Annotated in this window: 19 protein-coding genes; 8 read left to right on the plus strand and 11 right to left on the minus strand. The window is 62.4% G+C overall.

The window, feature by feature from the left end; genetic code table 11:
- The 7 genes from rdgB to proC all read right to left on the minus strand — a co-directional run bounded on the left by rdgB (position 1) and on the right by proC (position 6,715).
- A complete protein-coding gene (gene rdgB / locus QSJ80_RS01250) occupies positions 1–609 on the minus strand; it encodes an RdgB/HAM1 family non-canonical purine NTP pyrophosphatase (RefSeq protein ID WP_285762450.1) in 609 nt (202 codons plus the stop codon).
- Positions 610–666: 57 nt separating this feature from the next.
- Entirely contained in the window at positions 667–1,116 is a 450-nt protein-coding gene (locus tag QSJ80_RS01255; protein WP_285762451.1) for a DUF4426 domain-containing protein, read from the minus strand.
- 36 nt (positions 1,117–1,152) lie between these two features.
- Positions 1,153–1,764 carry a methionine biosynthesis protein MetW gene (gene metW, locus QSJ80_RS01260; RefSeq protein WP_285762452.1) on the minus strand — a complete coding sequence of 204 codons (612 nt, stop codon included), beginning with the start codon at positions 1,762–1,764 and terminating at the stop codon, positions 1,153–1,155.
- A complete protein-coding gene (gene metX / locus QSJ80_RS01265) occupies positions 1,764–2,918 on the minus strand; it encodes a homoserine O-succinyltransferase MetX (RefSeq protein WP_285762883.1) in 1,155 nt (384 codons plus the stop codon). The genes metW and metX overlap by 1 nt, the downstream gene beginning before the upstream one ends.
- A gap of 79 nt (positions 2,919–2,997) precedes the next feature.
- Positions 2,998–4,965, minus strand: a complete 1,968-nt coding sequence (locus tag QSJ80_RS01270; protein WP_285762453.1) for a dynamin family protein — start codon at positions 4,963–4,965, stop codon at positions 2,998–3,000.
- Between the two features lie 246 nt (positions 4,966–5,211).
- The gene (locus QSJ80_RS01275; RefSeq protein WP_285762454.1) at positions 5,212–5,799 is read right to left on the minus strand and encodes a YggT family protein; all 588 of its coding nucleotides are present in this window, start codon (positions 5,797–5,799) and stop codon (positions 5,212–5,214) included.
- A gap of 73 nt (positions 5,800–5,872) precedes the next feature.
- The gene (proC, locus tag QSJ80_RS01280) at positions 5,873–6,715 is read right to left on the minus strand and encodes a pyrroline-5-carboxylate reductase (RefSeq protein ID WP_285762455.1); all 843 of its coding nucleotides are present in this window, start codon (positions 6,713–6,715) and stop codon (positions 5,873–5,875) included.
- Positions 6,716–6,844: 129 nt separating this feature from the next.
- Between proC and QSJ80_RS01285 the strand changes: the two genes are divergently transcribed.
- A complete protein-coding gene (locus tag QSJ80_RS01285; protein WP_285762456.1) occupies positions 6,845–8,845 on the plus strand; it encodes a S9 family peptidase in 2,001 nt (666 codons plus the stop codon).
- A 14-nt stretch (positions 8,846–8,859) separates the two neighbouring features.
- On the opposite strand, the gene QSJ80_RS01290 is transcribed toward QSJ80_RS01285, so the two are convergent.
- Positions 8,860–9,552, minus strand: coding sequence for a YggS family pyridoxal phosphate-dependent enzyme (locus QSJ80_RS01290; RefSeq protein WP_285762457.1), 693 nt, complete (start codon positions 9,550–9,552; stop codon positions 8,860–8,862).
- A 99-nt stretch (positions 9,553–9,651) separates the two neighbouring features.
- Between QSJ80_RS01290 and QSJ80_RS01295 the strand changes: the two genes are divergently transcribed.
- The 5 genes from QSJ80_RS01295 (at position 9,652) to QSJ80_RS01315 (ending at position 18,164) form a co-directional block, all read left to right on the plus strand.
- The gene (locus tag QSJ80_RS01295; protein ID WP_285762458.1) at positions 9,652–10,686 is read left to right on the plus strand and encodes a type IV pilus twitching motility protein PilT; all 1,035 of its coding nucleotides are present in this window, start codon (positions 9,652–9,654) and stop codon (positions 10,684–10,686) included.
- Between the two features lie 2 nt (positions 10,687–10,688).
- Positions 10,689–11,834, plus strand: coding sequence for a PilT/PilU family type 4a pilus ATPase (locus QSJ80_RS01300; protein ID WP_285762459.1), 1,146 nt, complete (start codon positions 10,689–10,691; stop codon positions 11,832–11,834).
- Between the two features lie 214 nt (positions 11,835–12,048).
- Complete coding sequence (locus QSJ80_RS01305; RefSeq protein ID WP_285762460.1) at positions 12,049–14,937, plus strand: TonB-dependent receptor plug domain-containing protein; 2,889 nt, start codon at positions 12,049–12,051, stop codon at positions 14,935–14,937.
- A 135-nt stretch (positions 14,938–15,072) separates the two neighbouring features.
- A complete protein-coding gene (locus QSJ80_RS01310; RefSeq protein ID WP_285762461.1) occupies positions 15,073–16,767 on the plus strand; it encodes an amidohydrolase in 1,695 nt (564 codons plus the stop codon).
- Between the two features lie 23 nt (positions 16,768–16,790).
- Positions 16,791–18,164, plus strand: coding sequence for an APC family permease (locus QSJ80_RS01315; RefSeq protein WP_285762462.1), 1,374 nt, complete (start codon positions 16,791–16,793; stop codon positions 18,162–18,164).
- Between the two features lie 12 nt (positions 18,165–18,176).
- Here the strand turns inward: QSJ80_RS01315 and QSJ80_RS01320 are convergent, their stop codons facing one another.
- Both QSJ80_RS01320 and QSJ80_RS01325 read right to left on the minus strand, forming a co-directional pair.
- Positions 18,177–18,932, minus strand: a complete 756-nt coding sequence (locus QSJ80_RS01320) for a LytR/AlgR family response regulator transcription factor (protein WP_285762463.1) — start codon at positions 18,930–18,932, stop codon at positions 18,177–18,179.
- Positions 18,929–20,077: a sensor histidine kinase gene (locus QSJ80_RS01325; RefSeq protein WP_285762464.1), complete on the minus strand. Its 1,149-nt coding sequence runs from the start codon at positions 20,075–20,077 to the stop codon at positions 18,929–18,931. Before QSJ80_RS01325 ends, QSJ80_RS01320 begins: the two co-directional genes overlap by 4 nt.
- 162 nt (positions 20,078–20,239) lie before the next feature.
- On the opposite strand from QSJ80_RS01325, the gene argH reads away from it, so the two are divergent.
- Together argH and cysK are read left to right on the plus strand one after the other, a co-directional pair.
- The gene (argH, locus tag QSJ80_RS01330) at positions 20,240–21,655 is read left to right on the plus strand and encodes an argininosuccinate lyase (RefSeq protein ID WP_285762465.1); all 1,416 of its coding nucleotides are present in this window, start codon (positions 20,240–20,242) and stop codon (positions 21,653–21,655) included.
- Positions 21,656–21,728: 73 nt separating this feature from the next.
- Positions 21,729–22,781 (plus strand): cysteine synthase A, encoded by a 1,053-nt coding sequence (gene cysK / locus QSJ80_RS01335; protein ID WP_285762884.1) that lies wholly within the window; start codon positions 21,729–21,731, stop codon positions 22,779–22,781.
- Positions 22,782–22,823: 42 nt separating this feature from the next.
- Here cysK and cyaY read toward each other — a convergent pair whose 3' ends face one another.
- On the minus strand, positions 22,824–23,150 hold the full coding sequence (cyaY, locus tag QSJ80_RS01340) for an iron donor protein CyaY (RefSeq protein ID WP_285762466.1): 327 nt from the start codon (positions 23,148–23,150) through the stop codon (positions 22,824–22,826).
- Between the last annotated feature and the right edge of the window lie 22 nt (positions 23,151–23,172).

The following is a 23,172-nucleotide window of genomic DNA, read 5'->3' on the forward strand; positions in this document are numbered from 1 at the left end:
TCAGTGTTCTTCTGCCAGCGCCTGCCAGGCAGCCGCAAAATGCTCCATGGCGCGGGCGCGGTGGCTGATGCGGTTCTTGGTTTCGCGCGCCAATTCCGCCGAGCTGCAGCGGTGCTCCTCAACCCAGAACAGCGGGTCGTAGCCAAAACCCTGCTCGCCCCGAGGGGCCTGCAGGATCCGCCCGCGCCAGCTGCCGGTGCATACGACCGGCACCGGGTCTTCGGCGCTGCGCACAAATGCCAGCGCACAGTAAAAAGCCGCACCGCGATGGCTATCGTCCACGCCCTGCAACGCCTCCAGCAGGCGGCTGTTGTTCTTCGCGTCGTCCGCGCCGGCACCGGCGAAGCGCGCAGAGTAGATCCCCGGGGCACCCCCCAGTGCGTCGACCGCCAGCCCCGAGTCATCCGCGAGTGCCGGCAAGCCGCTGTGGCGGGCGGCATTGCGCGCTTTCAGGATGGCATTCTCGATAAAGCTGAGCCCGGTCTCCTCCGCCTCCGGCACATCGAACGCGAACTGCGGCAGGACTTCGACCTGCCACTCGGAAAAGATCTGGGAAAACTCCCGCAGCTTGCCGGCGTTGCCGCTGGCAAGCACGATTTTGTCGATCATTATTTTCTGCTGTGTCGTGTCTGTCAGAATCGCAGCGCTAGAGCGCCACGGAACCGCTTACTTGTCGAGCTTGCGGCGGAAATCCACCTGCGCGACCTCGCCATTGGGCAGTTCGACTTCGATGCGGAAAGTCAGGGTTTCCTCATCGTTGTAGCGCAGCGGCGCAAGATAGTAGACCGCATCCTTTTCGCGCACCTCGATAAACTCCAACGGACGGCGCTGTTGCATCAGGTTGGAAGCCTGGCCACTGATCTTGGCCGGCAGGCCCTTGGCCTCGCCTTTCTTCACCACCGCCACGTTGACATAAACGCGGTCCTTGGCGCGCACCAGGTTGTAATTGCTGGCGATCTCGGGGGTGAGGAAGTCGCTGTTGAATACGGAAAAAATGACTCGGTAATCACCGAAATCCTTATGGGTATCAATTTCCTTTGCCTGCTGGGCGTTAGCCGAAAATGCCAGCATAAATGCGCAAGCTAGGAAAAAGGTCTTGTGGATCAGGGTTTTCATCCCGGCGATCTCCTGTGGTTTCGCGCTTTGCAGCTTTTAGTCTAGCGACAAATCGGCGCTGCGAGCGAGGTGGTAGATGGCGGTCTCGCCAAACAGGTTTGGCATCCAGTCCTTCAGCAGCCGCCCCGGCCAGGTAGCCGAGACCACCTGGCGGCGCAATATATGCCAGCCGTTCTCACGGCACAGCACCTCGAAGTCGCGGAATGTGCAGAAGTGGATATTGGGCGTGTCATACCATTCGTACGGCAGGCGTTTGGATACCGGCATGCGCCCGCCAAATGCCAGCTGCAGGCGTGCCTGCCAGTGGCCGAAGTTGGGGAACGTGATGATGCACTGCTTGCCCACCCGCAGCATTTCCTCCACGGCATGGTGCGGGTAGCGCAGGGTCTGCAATGCCTGGGTCATCACCACCGTGTCGAAGCTGGCGTCGGCAAAGTTGCCAAGGCCGCGGTCCAGGTTCTGCTCCAGTACGCTGACGCCACGTGCCACGCAGCGCTCGATCTGCAATGGGTCGATCTCCAGGCCGTAGCCGCGCACCTGCTTGTCGCGGGCCAGCGATTCCAGCAGGGTGCCGTCGCCGCAGCCGAGGTCGAGCACGCGGGAACCGGCTGCGATCCAGTCCCGGATCAGGTTCAGGTCTGTGCGCATCAGTCCGCCACCCCTTTCATGTAACTGGCAAACAGGCGCTCGTAGCGCGCATTCGGCAACAGGAAGGCGTCGTGCCCCATATCGGATTCAATCTCGGCGTAGCTGACCGGCACATTGGCATGCACCAGCGCATCCACCAGCTCCCGCGAGCGTTCCGGCGCAAAACGCCAGTCGGTCGTGAACGACACCACAAGGAAGCGACACTGCGCATTGCGGAACGCCGCCACCGGGTCGTCACCGAAGTCGCGGGCCAGGTCAAAATAGTCCAGCGCCTTGGTCATCAGGATGTAGGTATTGGGATCGAAGCGGCCGGAGAAATTCTCTCCCTGGTAGCGCAGGTAGCTCTGGATCTGGAACTCGACCTCGTCCCCCTTGTGAAAATCACCGCGGCGCAGCTCGCGCCCAAACTTCTGCCCCATAACGTCATCGGAGAGATAGGTGATATGGCCGATCATGCGCGCCAGCGCCAGCCCCTTGCGCGGCAGTGTGCCCTGCTCCAGGTAGCGGCCGTCACAGAAGTCCGGGTCCGAGGTAATCGCCTGGCGGGCGGTCTCGTTGAAGGCGATGTTCTGCGCGGTCAGTTTCATGGCGGAAGCAATGACCACCGCGTGGCGCAGGCGGTGCGGGTACATCAACGCCCAGCGCATGACCTGCATGCCGCCGAGGCTGCCGCCGATCACCGCGGCCCACTGGCCGATACCGAGCAGGTCGGCCAGGCGCGCCTGGCTGTTGACCCAGTCACGCACCCGCAGCGACGGGAAGTCCGGCCCCCAGGGTTTGCCCGTGCGGGGGTCGGCACTGGCCGGGCCGGTGGAGCCGTCGCAACCACCGAGGTTATTCAGGCTGACGACAAAAAAGCGGTCGGTGTCGATCGGCTTGCCGGGGCCAATATAGTGGTCCCACCAGCCCGGGCGCCGGTCACTTTCGCTGTGGTACCCGGCGGCGTGATGGTTACCGGACAGGGCGTGGCAAATCAGGATCGCATTACTTTTGCTGGCATTCAGCGCACCGTAGGTTTCATAGACAAGCTCGTAATCCTCGAGCGTACGGCCGCAGGCCAGCGCCAGCGGCTCGCTGAAACGGGCGCGCTGCGGCACCACAATGCCGACAGAGCCGGGTTCCGCAGTAACGGCCTTGCCGGTGGCGGAATCCAGCGGGGAGTTGGGGTTGGACACTAACAAATCCACAGTCAGGTTGAAGGGCCCGCGTGCGGGCCATGTTACTGGCGGCGCCTCAGGCGGGCGTCCGGGTCCCCTTGAGCGGGGTAACGTTATTTGCGAGCGGGGCCTCGCGGGGTTGCGGCGCACTCGCTGCCGACTGCCGCATCAGTGTCTCCAGCACCTGTAGCGCTTCGCTGTTGCGACGCAGTTCGCTCTCGAGTACACGCAGGTCGCCCCGGCGGGTCGCGGACTTCTGCTTGATTTCCGTCAGCTTCTGGATGTATCGGTCCAGCAGGTGCTTCTGGTACTGGACATGCTGGCGCAGCGGCTCCAGGGCCAGGTCGATCCAGTTGTCCACCTGCTCATGCAGGCGCTCGTACAGGCTGCAGACCTCATTGGCAACGGTCTCCAGGAAACGCTCCGTCAGGCGGCTGCGACGCACCAGCAGTAATTGCGGTGAGCGACGCAGGTGCGTTGCCTGCTGGTGCAAACCCTGCAGGGCTTGCCGGCAATGGGAAATATCCAGGTACTGCTGCTTCGACTCGGCACTGCCAATGCCGGCGCGGCTGTAGATGCCGTCCAGCAGGCGATTGGCCTGGTCCACTTCCCGCTCCAGGTTCAGCATCTGGCCATCGACCGCCTCCATAAAGCCGTCGATGGCCCGGGCCATGCCAAGTGGGCTCCAGCGTTCAGCCAGCGCGGAGCGCGTATCCTCGATCAGGCGTCGCAGCTGACCCTGGGCGACCGGCGCCACCAGCGCCGCGCGCTGGCGCTGCAGGGAGCGCTGGCTGGCCTTCAGCCCCAGCAATTCCTGCTGGCAACGCTTGTGCTGTCCGCGCACGGTCACCTGCAGCTGCTCCAGTTCGTTCTGCTGGTTGCTGCTGGCCGCGCTCTTCTGCAGGCTGCGCAGGCTGTGCTCACTGCTGTTGATGCGCCGCTTGAGGAGGTCGCGGGTATCCGCCATCAGGGTCATGGTCTGGTGCAGGATCCGGTGATTCGCGACCTTGTGACGATGGGCCTGCAGGCGCTCGACCAGCAGCGCTTCGAACTCGCCGAAGCGACTGCGCTGTAAAAGGGCCTGGTCGCGCTGTTGCCGCGCCAGCAGGGCCTGCTTGGCAGAAACCCCAACGATATGGTTCGGTTGCAACGCCAGCAGGTGCGAGACTTCGGCGCGCATACGCCGCATGAGCGCTTCTGCATCCTCGTCGGGATCGTCCCAGAGGCTGTCGATCTTGTTGAGCAGGGCAAAAATCGAGGTGCCGCGATTCTGCATCAGCGGCACCAGGTGGGTTTCCCACATGTTCAGGTCTGTACCGGACACACCGGCATCCGCGGACAGCAGGAAAGCAACCGCCTGCGCGCCCGGCAGTGTGCTCAGGGTCAGTTCAGGCTCGTTGCCGAGCGCATTCAGTCCGGGGGTATCGATAATGCGCAGGCCCTGTGCCAGCAGCGGGTGCGGCATATTGATCAGCGCATAGCGCCAGGCCGGCACCTCCACCAGATTGCCATTGCGGTCCAGGTGACGGCGGTCGAAACCGTAGCGCGCCGCCTCATCCGGCAGCACCGACTTGGTAGCGGCGACCTTGAGCAGGGCATTACGGGTGGCCTCGGCATCGCTCGGGTCAAAGTCCACGCTGACCCACTTCTGCGGGATGCGGCGGAAGCTCTCGAGGCTGGTATTGGTGGCGAGCGTCTCGATCGGCAGCAGACGCACACAGGCACTGTCGCTGCCATCGCTGTAGATTTCCGTCGGGCACATGGTGGTGCGGCCCGGGCGCGACGGCAGCAGGCGCTGGCCGTAGGTGTGCGACAGCAGGGCATTGATCAGTTCCGTCTTGCCGCGGGAGAACTCCCCTACGAGGGCGACGGTGAACTGGTCTTCCTCCAGCAGGCGCTGCGCCTGGCGCACCATCTGGCGCGCGCCACTGGAATTGGGGAAATGCTGCTCGAGCCAGTTGTGGAAATCCCTGAACTGCTCGCCCAGCGACTTCTTCCATTGATCGTATTCAGCGATATGCTGTCGCAAAACTGCTTCTTCCATTGTTCCTGCACTGGTATTGATCCGCCATTACACCCTGCTGTACCTCTTCATCCTTGAATGCAACGCGGGGGCTGGCGCTTATTTTGGAAAAACGGGCGGCAATTGAGAAGCCTCCGCCGGCGTTTTTGCGGATTTAATCCGAAAAAGAGTGGAAATCCCGCCTGGATCGGTACCAACGCGCCAGAAAAGGCCCGTAACACTGTCCGCTTTCCGGGTGAAAACCCGCCTGGACCAGAGCCCGGGGATTCAGAGCCCGAGGAAGTAGCCCGCGCGCATGTGCGCGCCCTGCGCCAGGGCGCGGATCAGGATGTCCACCACCCCGAGCCCGAGCAGCACGAAGATCGGGCTGATATCCAGACCACCCATCGGGGGGATCAGCTTGTGGACCGGCGCCATGATCGGGCGCAGCAACTGCGACAGCAGTTCCAGCACCGGGTTGCGGCTGCCGGGGGCTATCCAGCTGGCGATGATACTGACGATCAGGGCCCAGAAATAAATCTTGGCCATAGTAGAGAGGACCCCGATGGCGGACCAGATAAGCGCCTGCAGGACCGGCACCGCCTTGCCCAGCACCATCAGGGTCTTGCCCTCCACCAGCACAAAGCCCACCAGCAGCGCCAGTACCAGCGATGCCAGGTCCAGGCCACCGAGGCCGGGAATCACCTTGCGCAGCGGTTTCAGCAGCGGATTGGTAAAACGGACAATGCTCTGCGATACCGGGTTGTAGAAGTCCGCACGGGCTAGCTGCAGCATGAAACGCAGCAGTACCATGATCAGGAACAGTGTTGCCAGTGTCTGCAGGACCAGTACACCAATCTGGCTGGCGACATTCATCGGGGCGCATTCTCCATTATTATGCTTTTTGCCAAGCTTGCAGGCCTGTGTATTTCGGCAGGATCCGGCGCGCTCAGTCGCGGTCCAGTTCCCGCGCCATTTCCGCGGCGCGCTCGGCGCAGTCATGCATCGCGGCAGCTACCAGTTTGTCGAGGCCATCGCGCTGGAAGCGCTGGATAGCGCGCTCGGTCGTGCCGCCGGGTGACATCACGTTGCGGCGCAACCGGGCGACATCGACGTCACTGCTTTGCGCCAGTTTGGCTGCGCCCAGAGCGGTTTGCAAGGTAAGGCGTTCCGCATCGGCGCGCGCCATGCCCGCTGCCTCCGCCGCGTCGATCATCGCCTCCATGAAAAGGAAGTAATAGGCGGGGCCGGAGCCGGACACCGCAATCACCTGATCGATGCCGCTTTCTTCTTCCACCCACAGGGTGATACCAACCGCGCCGGCAATCTGTTCCGCCTGCTGCCGCTGCGCTTGCGTGACACCGGGCCCGGCATAGAGCCCGGTAACGCCCGCCTGCACCAGTGAGGGAGTATTGGGCATGGCGCGCACGATCGGCAGGTGCTCACCGAGCCAGCGCCGGTAGGCTGCCAGCGGGATACCCGCGGCAAGCGTGATCACCAGCGGCTCCCGCCCGGCGAGTGCCGGCCGGAGTGACTGGCACAGCGCGCCCATGACCTGCGGCTTCACCGACAGCACGATGACCTCGGCATCCGCCACTGCCTGCAGGTTGTCTGTCGCGATGGCAACGCCCCACCTGGTGGAAAAGTCCGCCAGCTTCCGGGTGTCGCGGCCGGTGGCCAAGATCTGCTCCGGCGGATAACCCGCAGCGATCATGCCGCCAATCACCGCCCCGGCCATATTGCCGGCGCCGCCAATAAATACGATTTTCGGGGGGACATTCGCTTGCTGCATGTCGGGCCTGCGTTACCTGTACAGTCTGGTTTATCGGAAGTGCGGCTCATCCCGGCGCGGACCCCATTGCCCATGCCGGCCGCGCGCGCCACTATAGAGCGCGACGCAGGAAAATAACAAGGAACACAAATGCTCTCGCTCAAGAACCTGGCCATCGCCGGCCTGCTCAGCGCAAGCCTGGCGGCCCATGCCACCGAAACGCGAACCCTCAATAATGGCAACCTGGTACTCGAGGACGTGCCGGCCATACCGGCCGCGCTCAAGCAGGACCTGAGCCGCTTCCAGAATATCCGCTCTGCAGCATTCCGCGGCTGGGCCGATGAGGGCCTCTATATCAGCACCCGCTTCGGCGAGGTCGACCAGATCCACCATGTGGCCGAGCCCGGCGCTGCGCGTCGCCAGTTGACTTTCTTCAGCGAGCCGGTTGGACAGATCGCAACCCGTCCCGGACACGATGAAATCGCCTTTACCATGGACGCCGGCGGTAGCGAAGACGCACAGATTTTCCTGCTTGATCCGGATAGCGGCGACAGCCGCATGATTTCCGATGGTGAATCCCGTAACGGCGCCATTCTCTGGAGCGAGGACGGCAAGTTCCTCGCCTACCAGAGCACCCGCCGCAACGGCGCATCTAACGACCTGTGGATCACCCATTTCGGCAAGGCAGGCACGACCGCCAGCATGGCACTGGAGTCACCGGATGGCAGCTGGTGGGGACCGGTAGCGTTCAGCGCCGATAGCCGCAAACTGCTGGTGCAGCAGTACATTTCCTCTACCCGCTCGATGGTACACCTGCTGAACCTGGAATCCGGCAAGCTGCAACGCATCGCCGGCGATGACGAAATCCACAGCCGTAACTACGCCATTGGCTTCGGCCCGGGCGACAGCAGCATTTACTTCACGTCTGATCGCAACGGTGAGTTCACCCGTCTTCTTCGCCACGACCTGGACAACGGCCAGGAACAGGTGCTGACCGGCGATATCGACTGGGATATCTCCGATTTCGTTCTCAGCCGGGACAAGCGCCGCGGTGCCTTCATCACCAACGAGGACGGCATCAGCCGCCTGTACCTGTTCGACCCACGCAATGACCGCTATCGCCTTGTGGATGCCCTGCCCATGGGCGTAGTCGGCGGGCTGGAGTTTTCCGACAACGGACGCCAGCTGGCACTGTCCATCAACACCCCCAGCACCCCCACCGATACCTTTGTGCTGGAGCTCGGCGGCAGCGCCCTCAGTGGCGGCGCGCTGACCCGCTGGACCAACAGCGAAGTGGGCGGACTGGCGACAGAAAATTTCGTCGAGCCGCAACTGGTGCGCTATCCCACCTTCGACGAGGTGGACGGCAAGGCCCGTGAAATCCCGGCCTTCGTATATATGCCACGTAACGCCAAGGGCCCGGTACCGGTGGTGATTTCCATCCATGGCGGCCCGGAGGGCCAGGCGCGGCCGGTGTTCAGCAGTACCTACCAGCTGTGGCTGGAGAAACTCGGTGTGGCGGTAGTCGTGCCGAACGTGCGCGGCTCCGCTGGTTACGGCAAGACCTATGTAGCGCTGGATAATGGCTACAAGCGCGAGGATTCAGTCAAGGACATCGGTGCGCTGCTGGACTGGATCGGACAGAACCCGGCACTGGATGCCGACAATGTGGCAGTCTTCGGCGGCAGCTACGGCGGCTATATGGTGCTCGCCAGTGCGGTCCACTATAGCGACAGGCTCAAAGCGGCGGTGGACATCGTCGGCATCTCCAACTTCGTCACCTTCCTGACCAATACCCGCGACTACCGCCGCGACCTGCGCCGGGTGGAGTACGGGGATGAGCGCATCCCGGAAATGCGGGCCTTCCTCGAGAAGATCAGCCCCAACAACAATGTGGACAAGATCAAGGTGCCGATGTTTGTGGTGCAGGGCCAGAACGACCCGCGTGTGCCGGTGACTGAAGCCGAGCAGATCGTGGAGTCACTGCGCGATGCCGGCAACCCGGTCTGGTATATGAACGCGCTGAATGAGGGTCACGGCTATCGCAAAAAGGAGAACCGCGATGCCTTCTCCGAGGCCACCGCACTGTTCTTCGCCGAGCACCTGTTACAGGCGCCGGTGCCGGGCTGGCAGGCAGACGACGCCGAATGACCCTTAACGGATGATCAATCCCGGGCACCGAAGATATCGGTGCCCACACGCACCACTGTCGAGCCCGCCTCGATCGCGGCTTCCAGGTCACCGGACATCCCCATGGACAGGGTGTCCAGCGGCGCCTCCGGCAGCTGTGATCGCAGCGCCTCGAGCAGTTGCGTCAGGCGCCGGTGCGGTTCCGCGCGGTCCTCGGTGCGCGGCGCCGGTATGGCCATCAGCCCGCGCAACGCCAGGTTCGGCAATGCCGCCACCTGACGCGCCAGCTCCGGCAATTCTGCCGCGAGCACCCCCGACTTGGTGGCCTCGCCATCGATATTCACCTGCAGGCACACGTTCAACGGTGCCATCCCGGCTGGGCGCTGTTCGCTGAGGCGGCGCGCCAGCTTGAGCCGGTCCACCGTATGCAGCCAGTCGAAACGCTCCGCCACCGCGCGGCTCTTGTTGGACTGCAGGGCACCGATGAAGTGCCAGCGAATACCGGGCAGATCCTGCATCTGGTCCTGCTTCTGCAGCGCCTCCTGCAGGTAGTTCTCGCCGAAATCCCGCTGCCCCGCCTCATAAGCGGCACGAAGGTCCCCGGCCGGGCGTGTCTTGGATACCGCCAGCAGCGTGACTGAGGCGACATCCCGCTGATTCGCGTGGCAACTTGTGACAATGCGCTCACGCACGTGATTGAGGTTTTCGATGATCTGCTCTTTGCGCATATACTAGCTTTCAAATAATTTCGGCGGATTCTAAGCGAATCCCACCCATGGCGGCGACTCCCACGGAATCCCGCACAGCGATAATAAGAAGGTAGCTGCATGGATATCACTGAACTGCTGGCTTTCAGCTCCAAACAGGGCGCGTCGGACTTGCACCTCTCCGCCGGCCTGCCCCCCATGATCCGCGTCGACGGCGATGTACGCCGCATCAACCTGCCGCCGATGGAGCACAAGCAGGTCCACGCATTGATCTACGAGATCATGAATGACAAGCAGCGCAAGGATTACGAGGAATTCCTGGAAACGGATTTCTCGTTCGAAGTGCCGGGCGTGGCCCGCTTTCGTGTTAACGCCTTCAACCACAACCGCGGTGCCGGTGCGGTCTTCCGTACCATTCCCTCCAAGGTACTGACCATGGAGGACCTGGGCATGGGCCAGGTGTTCCGCCAGATATCCGATGTACCACGCGGCCTGGTTCTGGTGACCGGCCCTACCGGTTCCGGTAAGTCGACTACCCTCGCCGCGATGATGGACTACATCAACGACAACAAGTACGAGCACATCCTCACCATCGAGGACCCGATCGAATTCGTACACGAGTCCAAGAAGTGCCTGGTCAACCAGCGTGAGGTACACCGCGATACCCACGGCTTTGCCGAAGCACTGCGCTCGGCACTGCGTGAGGACCCGGACATCATCCTGGTGGGTGAGATGCGGGACCTGGAAACCATCCGCCTGGCGCTGACTGCCGCGGAAACCGGTCACCTGGTATTCGGCACCCTGCACACCACCAGCGCCGCCAAGACCATCGACCGTGTGGTTGACGTGTTCCCGGCCAACGAGAAAGCCATGGTGCGCTCGATGCTGTCGGAATCCCTGCAGGCGGTAATTTCCCAGACCCTGATGAAAAGAACCGGCGGCGGCCGGGTGGCGGCCCACGAAATCATGCGAGGCACCCCGGCCATCCGTAACCTGATCCGTGAGGACAAGGTCGCGCAGATGTACTCCGCAATCCAGACCGGTGCGCAGGTGGGCATGCAGACCATGGACCAGTGCCTGCAGGATCTGGTGGACAAACGAATCATCACCCGCGAAGTTGCGCGTGAAAAGGCCAAGATGCCGGAGAACTTCTGATTATGGAAATCGAACGACTGCTACAACTGGTATTCGAAAAAGGCGCTTCGGACCTGTTTATCACCGCCGGTGTACCGCCGTCGATCAAGCTGCACGGGCGCGTGGTGCCGGTCACCAATACCGCTCTGTCACCGGAGCAGGCGCGCGAGATGGTCATCGGGGTGATGAACGAAAAGCAGCGCAAGGAGTTCGTGGCCAAGAAGGAACTCAACTTCGCCATTGCCGCGCGCAATATCGGCCGCTTCCGTGTATCCGCTTTCTTCCAGCGCAACCTGGTGGGCATGGTGCTGCGTCGCATCGAGACCAATATCCCCACCATCGACGGCCTCGGCCTGCCGGAAGTGGTCAAGGACCTGGCCATGACCAAGCGCGGCCTGGTGATCTTCGTGGGTGCGACCGGTACCGGTAAGTCCACCTCGCTGGCCTCCATGGTCGGGCACCGCAACGAGAACTCCAAGGGTCATATCATCTCCATCGAGGACCCGATCGAATTCGTGCACCAGCACAAGGGCTGCATCGTGACCCAGCGTGAGGTGGGCCTGGATACCGAGTCCTTCGAGGTGGCCCTGAAAAACACCCTGCGTCAGGCGCCGGACGTGATCCTGATTGGTGAGGTGCGGACCCGCGAGACCATGGAACACGCAATCGCCTTCGCGGAGACCGGCCACCTGTGCCTGTGTACCCTGCACGCCAACAACGCCAACCAGGCGCTGGACCGGATCATTCACTTCTTCCCGGCGGACCGCCACCAGCAGCTGTGGATGGACCTGTCCCTCAACCTCAAGGCGATGGTGGCCCAGCAATTGGTGCCCACGCCGGACGGCGAGGGGCGCCGTGCGTGCCTGGAAATCATGATCAACACCCCGCTGATGTCGGACCTGATCCGCAAGGGCGAGGTACACAAGATGAAGGAACTGATGACCCGCTCCGGCGAACAGGGCATGCAGACCTTCGACCAGGCCCTGTACGAGCTCTACGACCGCGGCGAGATCACCTACGAGGATGCCCTCACCCACGCAGACTCCGCCAACGACCTGCGCCTGATGATCAAGCTCAAGTCCGAGTCCGACGCCGAGTACCTCGACAATGCCACGGCGGGCCTCAGCATCGAGAAAGAGGAAGAAAAGAGCCCCTCGATCTTCCGCTGATCCACCCCTCCGAACAGAGCCCCGCATTGCGGGGCTTTTTTTGCCCGAAGCCTGCCACTCACGCACCTGTCCGACTATCCACAGAACAATCATCCGAATGAGACGAACGCACCAATACCTCTTGCTTTTTCTTGCTCAGTTCTAGATGATTTATGCGTCACAGGTTGTAACACCAAGAAATAAAAACGATCGACTTTTGTTCGGGGGAACAACAATGATCAAGAAAAAACCATTATCCGTCGTGATCGGCCTCGCTGCCCTGGGGCTGTCATCCGCACTTTACGCGCAAGACGCAGCAGAAGAAGCTGAAGCTGCCAAGATTACCGACGAAGATGTAGAAGAGGTGGTTGTCACCGGTTCCCGCATCATCCGTGAGGGCGCCATTAGCCCGACCCCAGTGACCACGGTTACCGCAGAAGATATCGATCTCAGCGGTAACCTCAACCTGGGTGACTTCCTGAACGACCTGCCCGCACTGCGCTCCACCTTTTCAGGCAACAACTCCGGTCGCTTTATCGGCACCGTAGGCCTCAACCTGCTCGACCTTCGCGGCATGGGCACTGCGCGCACCCTGGTGCTGCAGGACGGCCGCCGGCACATCGCTGCCAGCATCGGCACCTCCTCCGTAAACGTGAATACCATTCCGGAAGACCTGCTCGAGCGGGTTGACGTGATTACAGGCGGTGCATCTGCGGTATACGGTGCTGACGCGGTAACTGGTGTAGTCAACTTCATCACCAAAGATGACTTTGAAGGCACCAAGGTTTCCACCTACTCCAGCGCGACCGACAATGGTGGTGGTGATGCCACCGAGCTCAGCGTGACCTGGGGCCGCAACTTCTTCGATGAGCGCGCTAATGTCGCCGTCAGCGTGCAAACCACCCAGACCGACGAAGTCTATGGCTACGAGCGCGACTGGATCACCGACGGCAAGGGCTTCCTGTTCAACCCTGAGAATACCGGCCCGGATGATGGCATCCCGGATCGTATCCAGGTGAACAACTACTCGGCGCCGATCCTGAACGAAACCGGCGTTATCTGGCCTGCGGCCTGGCTCGGAGTTGGACCCTCCAACTTCGTAACCTTTAACGCTGACGGTACCGCCAAGGCCATGGACTTCGGCACCCAGTGTGACAGCCGCCCGCGCTGTAGCGGTGGCGACGGATACCAGTGGGTCGGTCAGAACCAGATGTACCCGGAGATGGAAGACGTCAACTTCTTCGCCAAGGGCCACTTCGACATCAATGACTCCACGCGTGTGTTTGCGGAAGCGAAGTATGTGCAGAACGAAGCCCGGTCTTTCGGCCAGGCATCTTTCGGCCTGAACATCTTTAGTGTCGACAACCCCTTCCTGGACCCGGTCCTGCGCGACCAGCTGGTAGCCGAAGGCATGCCGATTTTTGGCATGTACCGTATGCATACCGACCTGGGTTACCGCGGCAACGTCGCGGATCGCGAAACCCAGCGCTATGTACTGGGCGTGAAAGGCGATCTGGGCAGCTCCTGGAACTACGAGACCAGTCTCGTTTACGGCCAGTATGACGCCACCGTTGACTACAGCAACAACCGCTGGAATGAGCGTTTTAATCAGGCCATCGATGCCGTTGTCGATCCCGCTACGGGTGAGATCGTCTGTGCCGACGCCGATGCGCGCGCTGCGGGCTGCCAGCCGCTCAACCTGTTCGGTTTTGGCCAGTCTTCCCAGGAAGCTGTTGACTGGGTGATGCTGCAGAATACCGGTTCCACCGAAGAGATGAGCCAGCTGGTCTGGTCTTCCTCTATCAGCGGTGCAGTCATCGAACTGCCGGCCGGCGCACTGCAGGTTGCCGGTGGCCTCGAATACCGCGAAGAGCAGAGTGCCGTGGATTATGATGAAATCATCAAGAACGGCGAAACCTTTATGAACGCGCTGGCACCGACCGACGGCGAGTATGACGTGTCTGAAGCGTTCGTCGAAGCCTCTGTACCGCTGCTGGCTGACCTGCCCGGCGTGCAAGACCTGACCTTCGACACAGCCTACCGAGTTTCCGATTACTCCACCGTAGGTCGGACCAGTGCCTGGAAAACGGGTCTGGACTGGACAGTGACCGAAGATCTGCGCATCCGCGCTACGGCTTCCGAAGCGGTTCGCGCGCCGAACATCGACGAACTGTTTGCACCGCTCGGCCAAAACTTCTTCAGCGTTACCGACCCGTGTGACTCCCGTGAAATCCAGTATGCACCGGATCCGGCACTGCGTGCTGCCAACTGTCGCGCCCTGGGCCTGGACCCGGATACCTTCCTCTCCACCCTGAATGGCGTAACCCTGGCGGGCTTCAGCGGCGGTAACGTCAACCTCGACGTGGAAACCGGTATGACCGAGACGATCGGTGCCGTCTTCACCCCTCGCTGGGTGGAAGGCCTGACCATTACCGTGGACTACTGGGACATGGAAGTTGAGGATGCAATCTCCTACTACTCTGGCCAGACCATTCTGGACAAGTGCGTGGACGGTGCTTCCATCAACAACGCCTTCTGTGGTAACCAGACTCGCGGCGCAGATGGCCAGCTGACCTCTGTAACATCCAGCGCGCTGAACGCCGCCAGCCTGACCGCACGCGGTATCGACTACGAGCTGCGCTACAACTTCGACGTACCGACTTTCGGTACCGAAAACGCCTGGGGTGACCTGACCGTTTCCGTCATCGGCACTCGCCTGCTGGAGCGCGACGATTACTCCTTCCAGGACGACCCGACCAGTGCGGACCGCATCGATGGCGAGCTGGGTGATCCGGAATCCAACTGGGTTTCCAACGTCACCTACCGCCTGGGTGATTTCTCCCTGAACTGGCGCCACGAGTACATCGGTAGCATGCTGACTATCGACTTCCTCGACGGCAAGGAATCGCGCGATGTCTACAGCACCGGCACCATGCGTTACAACGACCTGCAGGCCCGCTACATGCTCGACATGTTCGGTAACGCACTGGAAGTTTACGGTGGTGTGAACAACCTCGAAGACACCGCCCCGCCGGCTGGTCTGAGCGGTATCGGTGGTGGTTCCGGTATGTACGACACCTACGGTCGTTCCTACTACCTGGGCTTCAACTACAGCTTTCAATAAGAAACTGTAGACCCCCAAAAAACCCCGCTCTGCGGGGTTTTTTTTCGCCCTCAGTTTGGTCCCCGCACAGTACCGGTTTGACCCTGAAATACTGCTCTGCGATATTGGTCCGATCACAATAAAAATATAAACAACATGCCGTTTCCAAACCTCGCTCGCTGCGCCGGCGCATTGATCGCCACCCTTCTGTTTGCCGGATGTGCAGAAAAGCCTGCGGCAGACAGGGTGCTGGTAGGCGGTGATGTCATCACCCTGTCACCCAACAATGACATCGCCAGCGCAGTCGCGCTGCAGGGCGACAGAATTTTCGCAACCGGCAGCGATGCGGACATGCTCGCGCTGGCCGGCCCGCATACCGAGGTCATTCCACTGGAGGGCCGCGCGGTACTGCCGGGCTTTGTCGCCGCGCACGAACACCCTGCGATCAGCGCGGTGTTCTCAAGCTTTATCGATCTCTCCGGGTTCAGCCACAGCTCCAACGCATCGGTCTGGCGCACCCTGGAAGACGCCATTGAGAAGGCGCAGCCCGGTGACTGGATTTACGGCATGGGGCTGGACCCGGTACTGGTTCCGGACCTGAAAATGCCCGACCGGGATTTCCTGGACCGGATTGCACCACACAACCCGGTGTTTCTGGTGACGCAGAGCATGCACACCGCCTGGGTCAATTCCGCCGCGCTGCGTGCCATCGGCATCGATGAATCGGTCGAGGACCCGGGCAACGGCTCTTTCTTCGGTCGCGATGAGAGCGGCCGCCTCAATGGCATGCTGGTGGAGAAAGACGCGATCGGCCCATTCGTCGAGCAGCACAAGCGCTTCTGGCGCATCCTGCCCGCCTATGAATCCACCCTGGACCAGCTGCGCGCACAGGGCTACACCAGTGTCGCGTCGCTCGGTTACAACCTCCCGGCGATGCTGGCGCGCTGGGCCGCGCTCGATGGCGTCAGTCCGCGCCTGCGCCAGTTCTTCTACATCCGCGGCGATAATATTGAAGCGCTTCCGACAACGCCCCAGCGCGACAATGATTTCTTTCGCATACTTGGCGCCAAGTACTGGTATGACGGCTCCCCCTACAGCGGCACCATGCTGTTGGAAGCGCCCTACCTCGACACAGCCCTTTCCGAGAGTCTCGGCATCCCGCACGGCAGTCACGGTGAGGCCGTGATCCCGCCGGCAGCACTGGCCCGTGCACTTGCCAGCCATAATCGCAACGACTGGCAGTTCGCCGTGCACAGCCAGGGCGACCGGGCCGGCCGCGAACTGCTGGGGTTATTGTCCGGGCTCTACGATGGACTCGACGACGCGGGCAAGCAGGCATTCCGCAACCGACGGCACCGCATCGAACACGGCGTCTATCTGGATAAAACGCTGCTGCCTGAACTTGCCGCTCTGGGCATCACCCCCAGTTTTCATATCAACCACCTGTATTACTACGGCGAAGCACTGCGCAATGACCTGCTTGGCGCGGCGCGTGCGGAACAGCTATTGCCGCTGCGCAGTGCGTTTGAGCTGGGCATGCGACCCACCCTGCACGCGGACAGCCCGATGTTTCCCCCGGACCCGTTCAGCCTGATGCAAACGGCGATCACCCGTAAAACCCGCAGCGGCGAAATCCTGGGCGCAGCGGAAGCCCTCTCGCCACTGCAGGCCCTGCACGCCATGACCATCAATGGCGCCTACCAGCTGGGGCTGGACGACCGGCTTGGCAGCATTGAGCCGGGCAAACTGGCGGACCTGGTCATCCTCGACCGCAACCCGCTGCAGGTTGACCCACAGCAGTGGCATACCCTGCGGGTCGAGCGCACCATCCTCGCCGGGGAAACGGAATAAATTACTTTCAGGAGAGCATTGCCATGTCGAACGGATTCGCAAAGGTACTGTCGCGCAAGGAGGTCATCACGCTCGCGTTCGGTGCCATGATCGGCTGGAGCTGGGTATTGATGAGCGGCGTGTGGCTGCAGCGCGCGGGCAGCGTCGGAACCCTGCTGGCATTCGCCATCGGTGGCCTGGCGATCCTGCTGATTTCCCTGACCTATGCCGAGCTGGCCTCCGCCATGCCCCGCGCCGGTGGCGAGCATGTCTACACACACCGGGCCTTCGGCCCCGGCATCTCGTTTATCTGCACCTGGGCGCTGATCATGGCCTACACCACGGTGCCCATGTTCGAAGCGACGGCGCTGCCCACGGCTATCGAGTACCTTTTCCCCGGCATCGCAAAGGGTTACCTGTGGACAATTGCCGGAGCCGAGGTGCACCTGTCACTGGTTATTATCGGCATCAGCGCGAGCCTGCTGGTTTGCTGGATCAACGTGCGCGGTATCAAGATCGCCGCCGCGTTGCAGGGCTATATCACCCTCGCCTTCCTGCTGGTGGGGATCAGCTTTTTTGTGCGCAGCCTCGGTGGCAGCAGCAGCGGTGCGGAGCCGTTTTTTATTAACGGCGCCGCCGGGGTCATGAGCGTCTTGATCATGGTGCCGGCGTTGCTGGTCGGCTTTGATGTGATCCCGCAGTCCGCGGAGGAGATCAACCTGCCGCGGCGCGAGATTGGCAAATGGCTGGTCATCTCGGTCGCCATGGCGGTGGCATGGTACGGCCTGATCACCTTGTGTGTTGCGCTGGCGCTGGAACCGGGTGAATACGGCATCACCATGGGCACGGCGGTGGCGAATGAGCGGGTATTTGGTGCCGGCTGGGCCGGCGACCTGATGGTGGCTGCCGGCATCGCGGGCATGCTGACCAGCTGGAATGCGTTTATCGTTGGCGGTAGCCGCGTGATTTACGCGCTGGCCCGCTCCGGCATGCTACCGCCTATTTTTGCCAGGCTACACCCGCGCTACCACACACCCTATGCGGCCATCTGGATGCTTTGCAGCCTGTGTGTGGTCGCGCCCTTCTTCGGCAAGACCATCCTGATCTGGCTGGTGGATACCGGCAGCTTCGCCGTGATGATCAGCTTTATCTTCGTGTGCGCCGCATTCCTGAAGCTGCGCCGCACCGAGCCGGAGCTGGAGCGCCCCTTCCGGGTGCCGCACGGGCAACTGGTGGGCCGGCTCGCGCTGTGGCTTTCAGTGGGTATTGTCCTGATCTTCCTGCCCGGCAGTCCGTCGGCTCTGATCTGGCCCTATGAGTGGGTCATGGTGCTGATCTGGGTGGTACTCGGCAGCGTACTTTACCGACGCAGTCGCCACCTGCCGCAAGCCGGTGCTGATCCGGTGAGCAGCTCCTGAGGAAAAGGCGGGCTACGCCGGCGAGCTCGCCAACTCATCGACAAAGTCGCGCACTGTCGCTGCGAGGCGACGGCTGACCTGTGGCCGCACCGAAACCCCGGACAACACCACCGCAAGCTGGCCCGCCGGGTCCTTCTCCAGCCCCGCGATATGCTCGGTGGCCACCAGCGCATTGCGATGTACGCGCAGGAAGCGATCACCAAATTCACGCTCAAGGTCCTTGAGCGACTCATCCAGCACACTCTCGCCCCGGTCGTGGTAAGCGGTTACATACTTGGAGTCCGCTAGAAAGCAGCGCACCCGCTCTACCGGCAACAGGCTCATGCCCCGCGCGGTGGTCACGCGCAGCTGGCCGCGACCCTGCCGCGCTGGGTTATCGGCTGCAATGCCCGCCTGTGCGCGGGTGGCGCGACGGGCGCGTGCGATAACCGCATGCAACTGTTCTGCTTCCACCGGCTTGAGCAGGTAACCCGCGGCATTGGTCGAAAATGCCGGTAGCGCGAATTCATCGTGGGCAGTGCAGAACACCAGCGCCGGCGGCAGCGCCATCGTGGCAATTTCCGCACCCAGCTCCAGGCCGCTGCGCCCGGGCATCTCAATATCCAGCAACACCAGGTCGGGCGTGAGGCGCTCGATCAACACAGACGCCTGCTCGGCATCCCCGGCCTCCCCCAGCAACTCGACCCCTTCCACCTGTTCCAGCATGCGTGCGAGGCGCGCGCGTGCGAGCGGCTCGTCGTCGACAATCAGTACACCCAACTGCTTCAAACCGTCTGCTCCCTTTTGCCGGTAACGGGTTCGCTCCAAGCTGCCTCCACTGCCCCGGCCGTCAGCGGCATCTCCAGGCGCATATTGAAATGGCCGGCCTCGGGCCGGGCCTCAAAGACAAAGTGCCGGCCATAGAGCGCCGCCAGTCGCAGGCGGATATTCTCCGTGGCCATGCCATTGCCTTCACTCGGCGACAGGCTTTCCGGCAGGGGGTTGGTGACACTCAGGCACAGCCTGGCTCCGTTACCGGTGCCACTGGTATGCAACGCAATCACTATCTCACCACCCCGGCGACAACGCGCCACGCCATGCACGATGGCGTTCTCCAGCAGCGGCTGCAACAGCATGGAGGGCATGCACGCTTCGGCAGGGAAGTCGCCGATCCGCCAGTCCGTTTTCAGGCGCGCACCGAGGCGCAGGGCTTCGATATCCAGGTAGCGCCTCGCCAGTGCCAGCTCCTGCTGGACCGGCACCAGCCGCGGTTCGGCCAGACTCGCACGAAACAGCGCGGAGAGGTCCAGCACCATCCGTTCGGCACGGGGCGGATCCACCGCAATCAGGCTGGCCAGGCTGTTCATGCTGTTGAACAGGAAGTGCGGGCGAATGCGGGACTGTAGCGCCTGCCAGCGCGAGTCCATTTCCGCGCGCTGCTGGTTGGCCAGTTGCTGCTGCAGGTAGGCGTAACGCAACACGATGCCGGCACAGATGGCACCGACAAGGAAATCCCCGGCGGCCTGGCCCAGGTCCAGATGCCCCATCCAGCGCACCTGTAGCAGCAACACCACCGCAATCACTGCCAGCACCACCAGGTAAGCGACGATCCCGGCATGGCGCGGCTGCATCCTCGCCAGCCGCGGCCGCAGCTGGCACAACACCGCCGCCGACGGCAGTACGATCCACTGGATGGAAAGTGACACCAGGCCCAGACGGGTCCAGTCGAATGGGTACAGGCCCGAGCCGGCAAGCACCAGCACCAGTGCCAGCAACTCGCCGAGCAATAGCAGGAACAGGATGGAATAGACGCTGCACAGGTCCGGCAGGAACGGCATGGCATCCGGGGTGCCGTCCGTTATAATGCCGCGCTGGGGTTTATCCCGCCGCGCCATGTCGCCGGTGCTTTGCGCCCGCTCCGATGTATCTGTCATGGCGTTTTCTTATTGTGCATTTTATATGCAGGTATCTGTTATTGCGGCCGCACCCGGCTGCCGTTTTATACCTGACGATACCACTTACCGCGCACCCGTGCAGGCCCCGTGCCGACTGCGGGGCCGCAGCCGTTTAAGCCGTATTTCAGCAGAAAGGACTTCATGAGCAAGGATTCCCAAAATCAGGCCAACCCGGCCGCCAAACTCTGGGGTGGACGTTTTTCCGAAGCCACCGACGCCTTCGTCGAGCGCTTCACCGCCTCCGTCACCTTTGACCAGCGCATGGCACTCGAGGATATTCAGGGCTCGCTGGCGCACGCACAGATGCTGTCAGAATCCGGCGTCCTGGAAACCGCGGAATTCGAGGCCATCCGCGACGGCCTCAATGCCATTGCCGAGGAGGTTCGCGCCGGCAAACTGGAGTGGTCCGTGGCCCTCGAAGACGTGCACATGAATATCGAGGCCCGTCTGACCGATCGCATCGGTACCGTGGGCAAGAAGCTGCACACCGGCCGCTCCCGTAACGACCAGGTGGCGACCGATATTCGGCTGTGGCTGCGCGGCCAGATCGACGCCATCGGCGCCGAGCTGACCCGGCTGCAGTCCGGGCTGGTGGAGCTGGCAGCAAAGGAATCCGACACCATCATGCCGGGCTTCACCCATCTGCAGGCAGCACAGCCGGTGACCTTTGGCCACCACCTGCTGGCCTGGAATGAAATGCTGCAGCGCGATTACGAGCGCCTGATGGACTGCCGCAAGCGCGTTAACCGCTCGCCGCTGGGCGCCGCGGCGCTGGCCGGTACCACCTACCCCATCGACCGTGCCCGCTCCGCCGAGCTGCTGGGTTTCAGCGCCCCCACCGAGAATTCGCTGGATTCCGTCAGTGACCGCGACTTCGCCATCGAATTCTGCGCCTTTGCCGCGCTGCTGCTGACCCACCTGTCACGGGCCAGCGAGGAGCTGGTGCTGTGGACGTCCTCGCAGTTCAACTTTATCGAGCTGCCGGACCGCTTCTGCACCGGCTCCTCCATCATGCCGCAGAAAAAGAACCCGGACGTGCCCGAGCTGGTGCGCGGCAAGACTGGCCGGGTCAACGGTCACCTGATTTCACTGCTGACCCTGATGAAGAGCCAGCCACTGGCCTACAACAAGGACAACCAGGAAGACAAGGAGCCGTTGTTCGACGCAGTCGACACTGTGCGCGACTGCCTGCGTGCGTTCGCCGACATGGCCCCGGCCCTCAAGCCGCGGCGCGAGGTCATGTACGAGGCGGCGAGACGCGGCTTCTCCACTGCCACCGACCTGGCTGATTACCTGGTGCGCAAGGGCATGCCGTTCCGCGATGCGCACGAGGTGGTAGGCAAATCCGTCGCCTTCGGCGTGGCCGAGGGCCGTGACCTCTCTGAAATGAGCCTCGACGAGCTGCGCCAGTTCTCAGATACGATCGAGCCGGATGTTTTTGACGTCCTGACGCTGGAAGGCTCGGTCGCGGCGCGTAATCATATTGGCGGCACGGCACCGGCCCAGGTACTGGCTGCGTGCGAGCGGGCGCGAAACCTGCTAAAAGAGAGGCACTAACAACAAAGGCGCTGGCCGACTCCGCGCATGCGGGGCCCGACAGGCACCCAATAAGAACAGGCAAAGGAGATGCATTGTGGCCCGTTACGAAAATATCCTCGGCACCATTGGCAATACCCCGGTGGTCAGGCTGAACAAGCTGGCCCCGACCCACGTTAACCTGTACGCCAAGATCGAGGCGTTCAACCCGCTGGGGTCGGTCAAGGACAGGCTCGCCCTCGGCGTGATCGAGCACGCCGAGAAAAGTGGCGCGCTCAAGCCCGGCCAGACCATCGTCGAGGCCACCAGTGGCAACACCGGCATCGGCCTCGCCATGGTCTGCGCGCAGAAAGGCTACCCACTGGTCATCACCATGTCAGAGAGTTTCAGCGTGGAGCGGCGCAAGCTGATGCGCTTCCTCGGCGCCAGGGTGGTACTGACCCCGGCAGCGCTCAAGGGTAGCGGCATGGTGGAGAAGGCCCGGGAGCTGGCGGAAAAGCACGGCTGGTTCCAGACCCGCCAGTTTGAGAACGAGGCCAACGCCGACTTCCATTCCCGCACCACCGCGCCGGAGATCCTTGCAGACTTCGCCGATATCGGCCTCGATTACTGGGTGACCGGCTATGGCACCGGCGGCACCCTGAAGGGCGTATCGCGCGTGCTGCGCGAGAAGAGCCCCAACACCCGCATCGTGGTGAGCGAGCCGGATATCGCCAGCCTGCTCAGCAGCGGCATCGAGCAGAAGCGCAATCCCGATGGCACCCCGGCGGGCACCCACCCGGCCTTCACCCCGCACCCGATCCAGGGCTGGACCCCGGACTTTATCCCCAAGCTCACCAAGGATGTAGTGGACGCGCACAATTTCGACGAGTTACTGACCGTCAGCGGCCAGCGCGCAATCGAGTGCTCGCGCATGCTGGCGCAACAGGAAGGCATATTCGTGGGCATCAGCGCAGGCGGCACCTGCGCCACCGCGCTGGAAGTGGCGGAAAAGGCTCCGGCGGGCAGCAATATCCTGTGCATGCTGCCGGATACCGGCGAGCGCTACCTGAGTACGCCGCTGTTCGAGGGCATCGAGGCGGAGATGTCCGAAGAGGAGTGGGCGCTGGCACGCACCACCCCGGCCGCCATCCCGGAACAGGCCTGATCCGGGTGGGTGTGGACCGGTCAAGCCGGTGCCCGCACCGAATCAGAGTGACAGGGTGACCGGCTCGCTGGACTGTTCCGTCAGGACCCGGTCCAGCAGTACCGGCAGCGCCTCGCCGGTCTTGCGGCATAGCCAGCCGTCCCCGTCCATCGCCAGGTGATAGCCGCCGGAACGCGCGGCGACCCACAGCTCCTGCGCGCCGCTCTGGCGCGACAAAATCACCTGGGTGCCGTTTTCTTCCAGCTCCAGGGTCAGCACCGAAGCGCTGCGCTCGTAATCGATATCGAGGCCGCTGTCGTCGATCGCCTCTTCCACTGCGGAAAGGGTGTGCTCGATCCGCTCCTCAAAAGCCAATGATGCATTTGCCATAGATTTACTTCCGTTTTGCACG

The sequence above is a fragment of the Biformimicrobium ophioploci genome, from assembly GCF_030270605.1.
In the GTDB taxonomy this organism is placed as follows: domain Bacteria; phylum Pseudomonadota; class Gammaproteobacteria; order Pseudomonadales; family Cellvibrionaceae; genus Biformimicrobium; species Biformimicrobium ophioploci.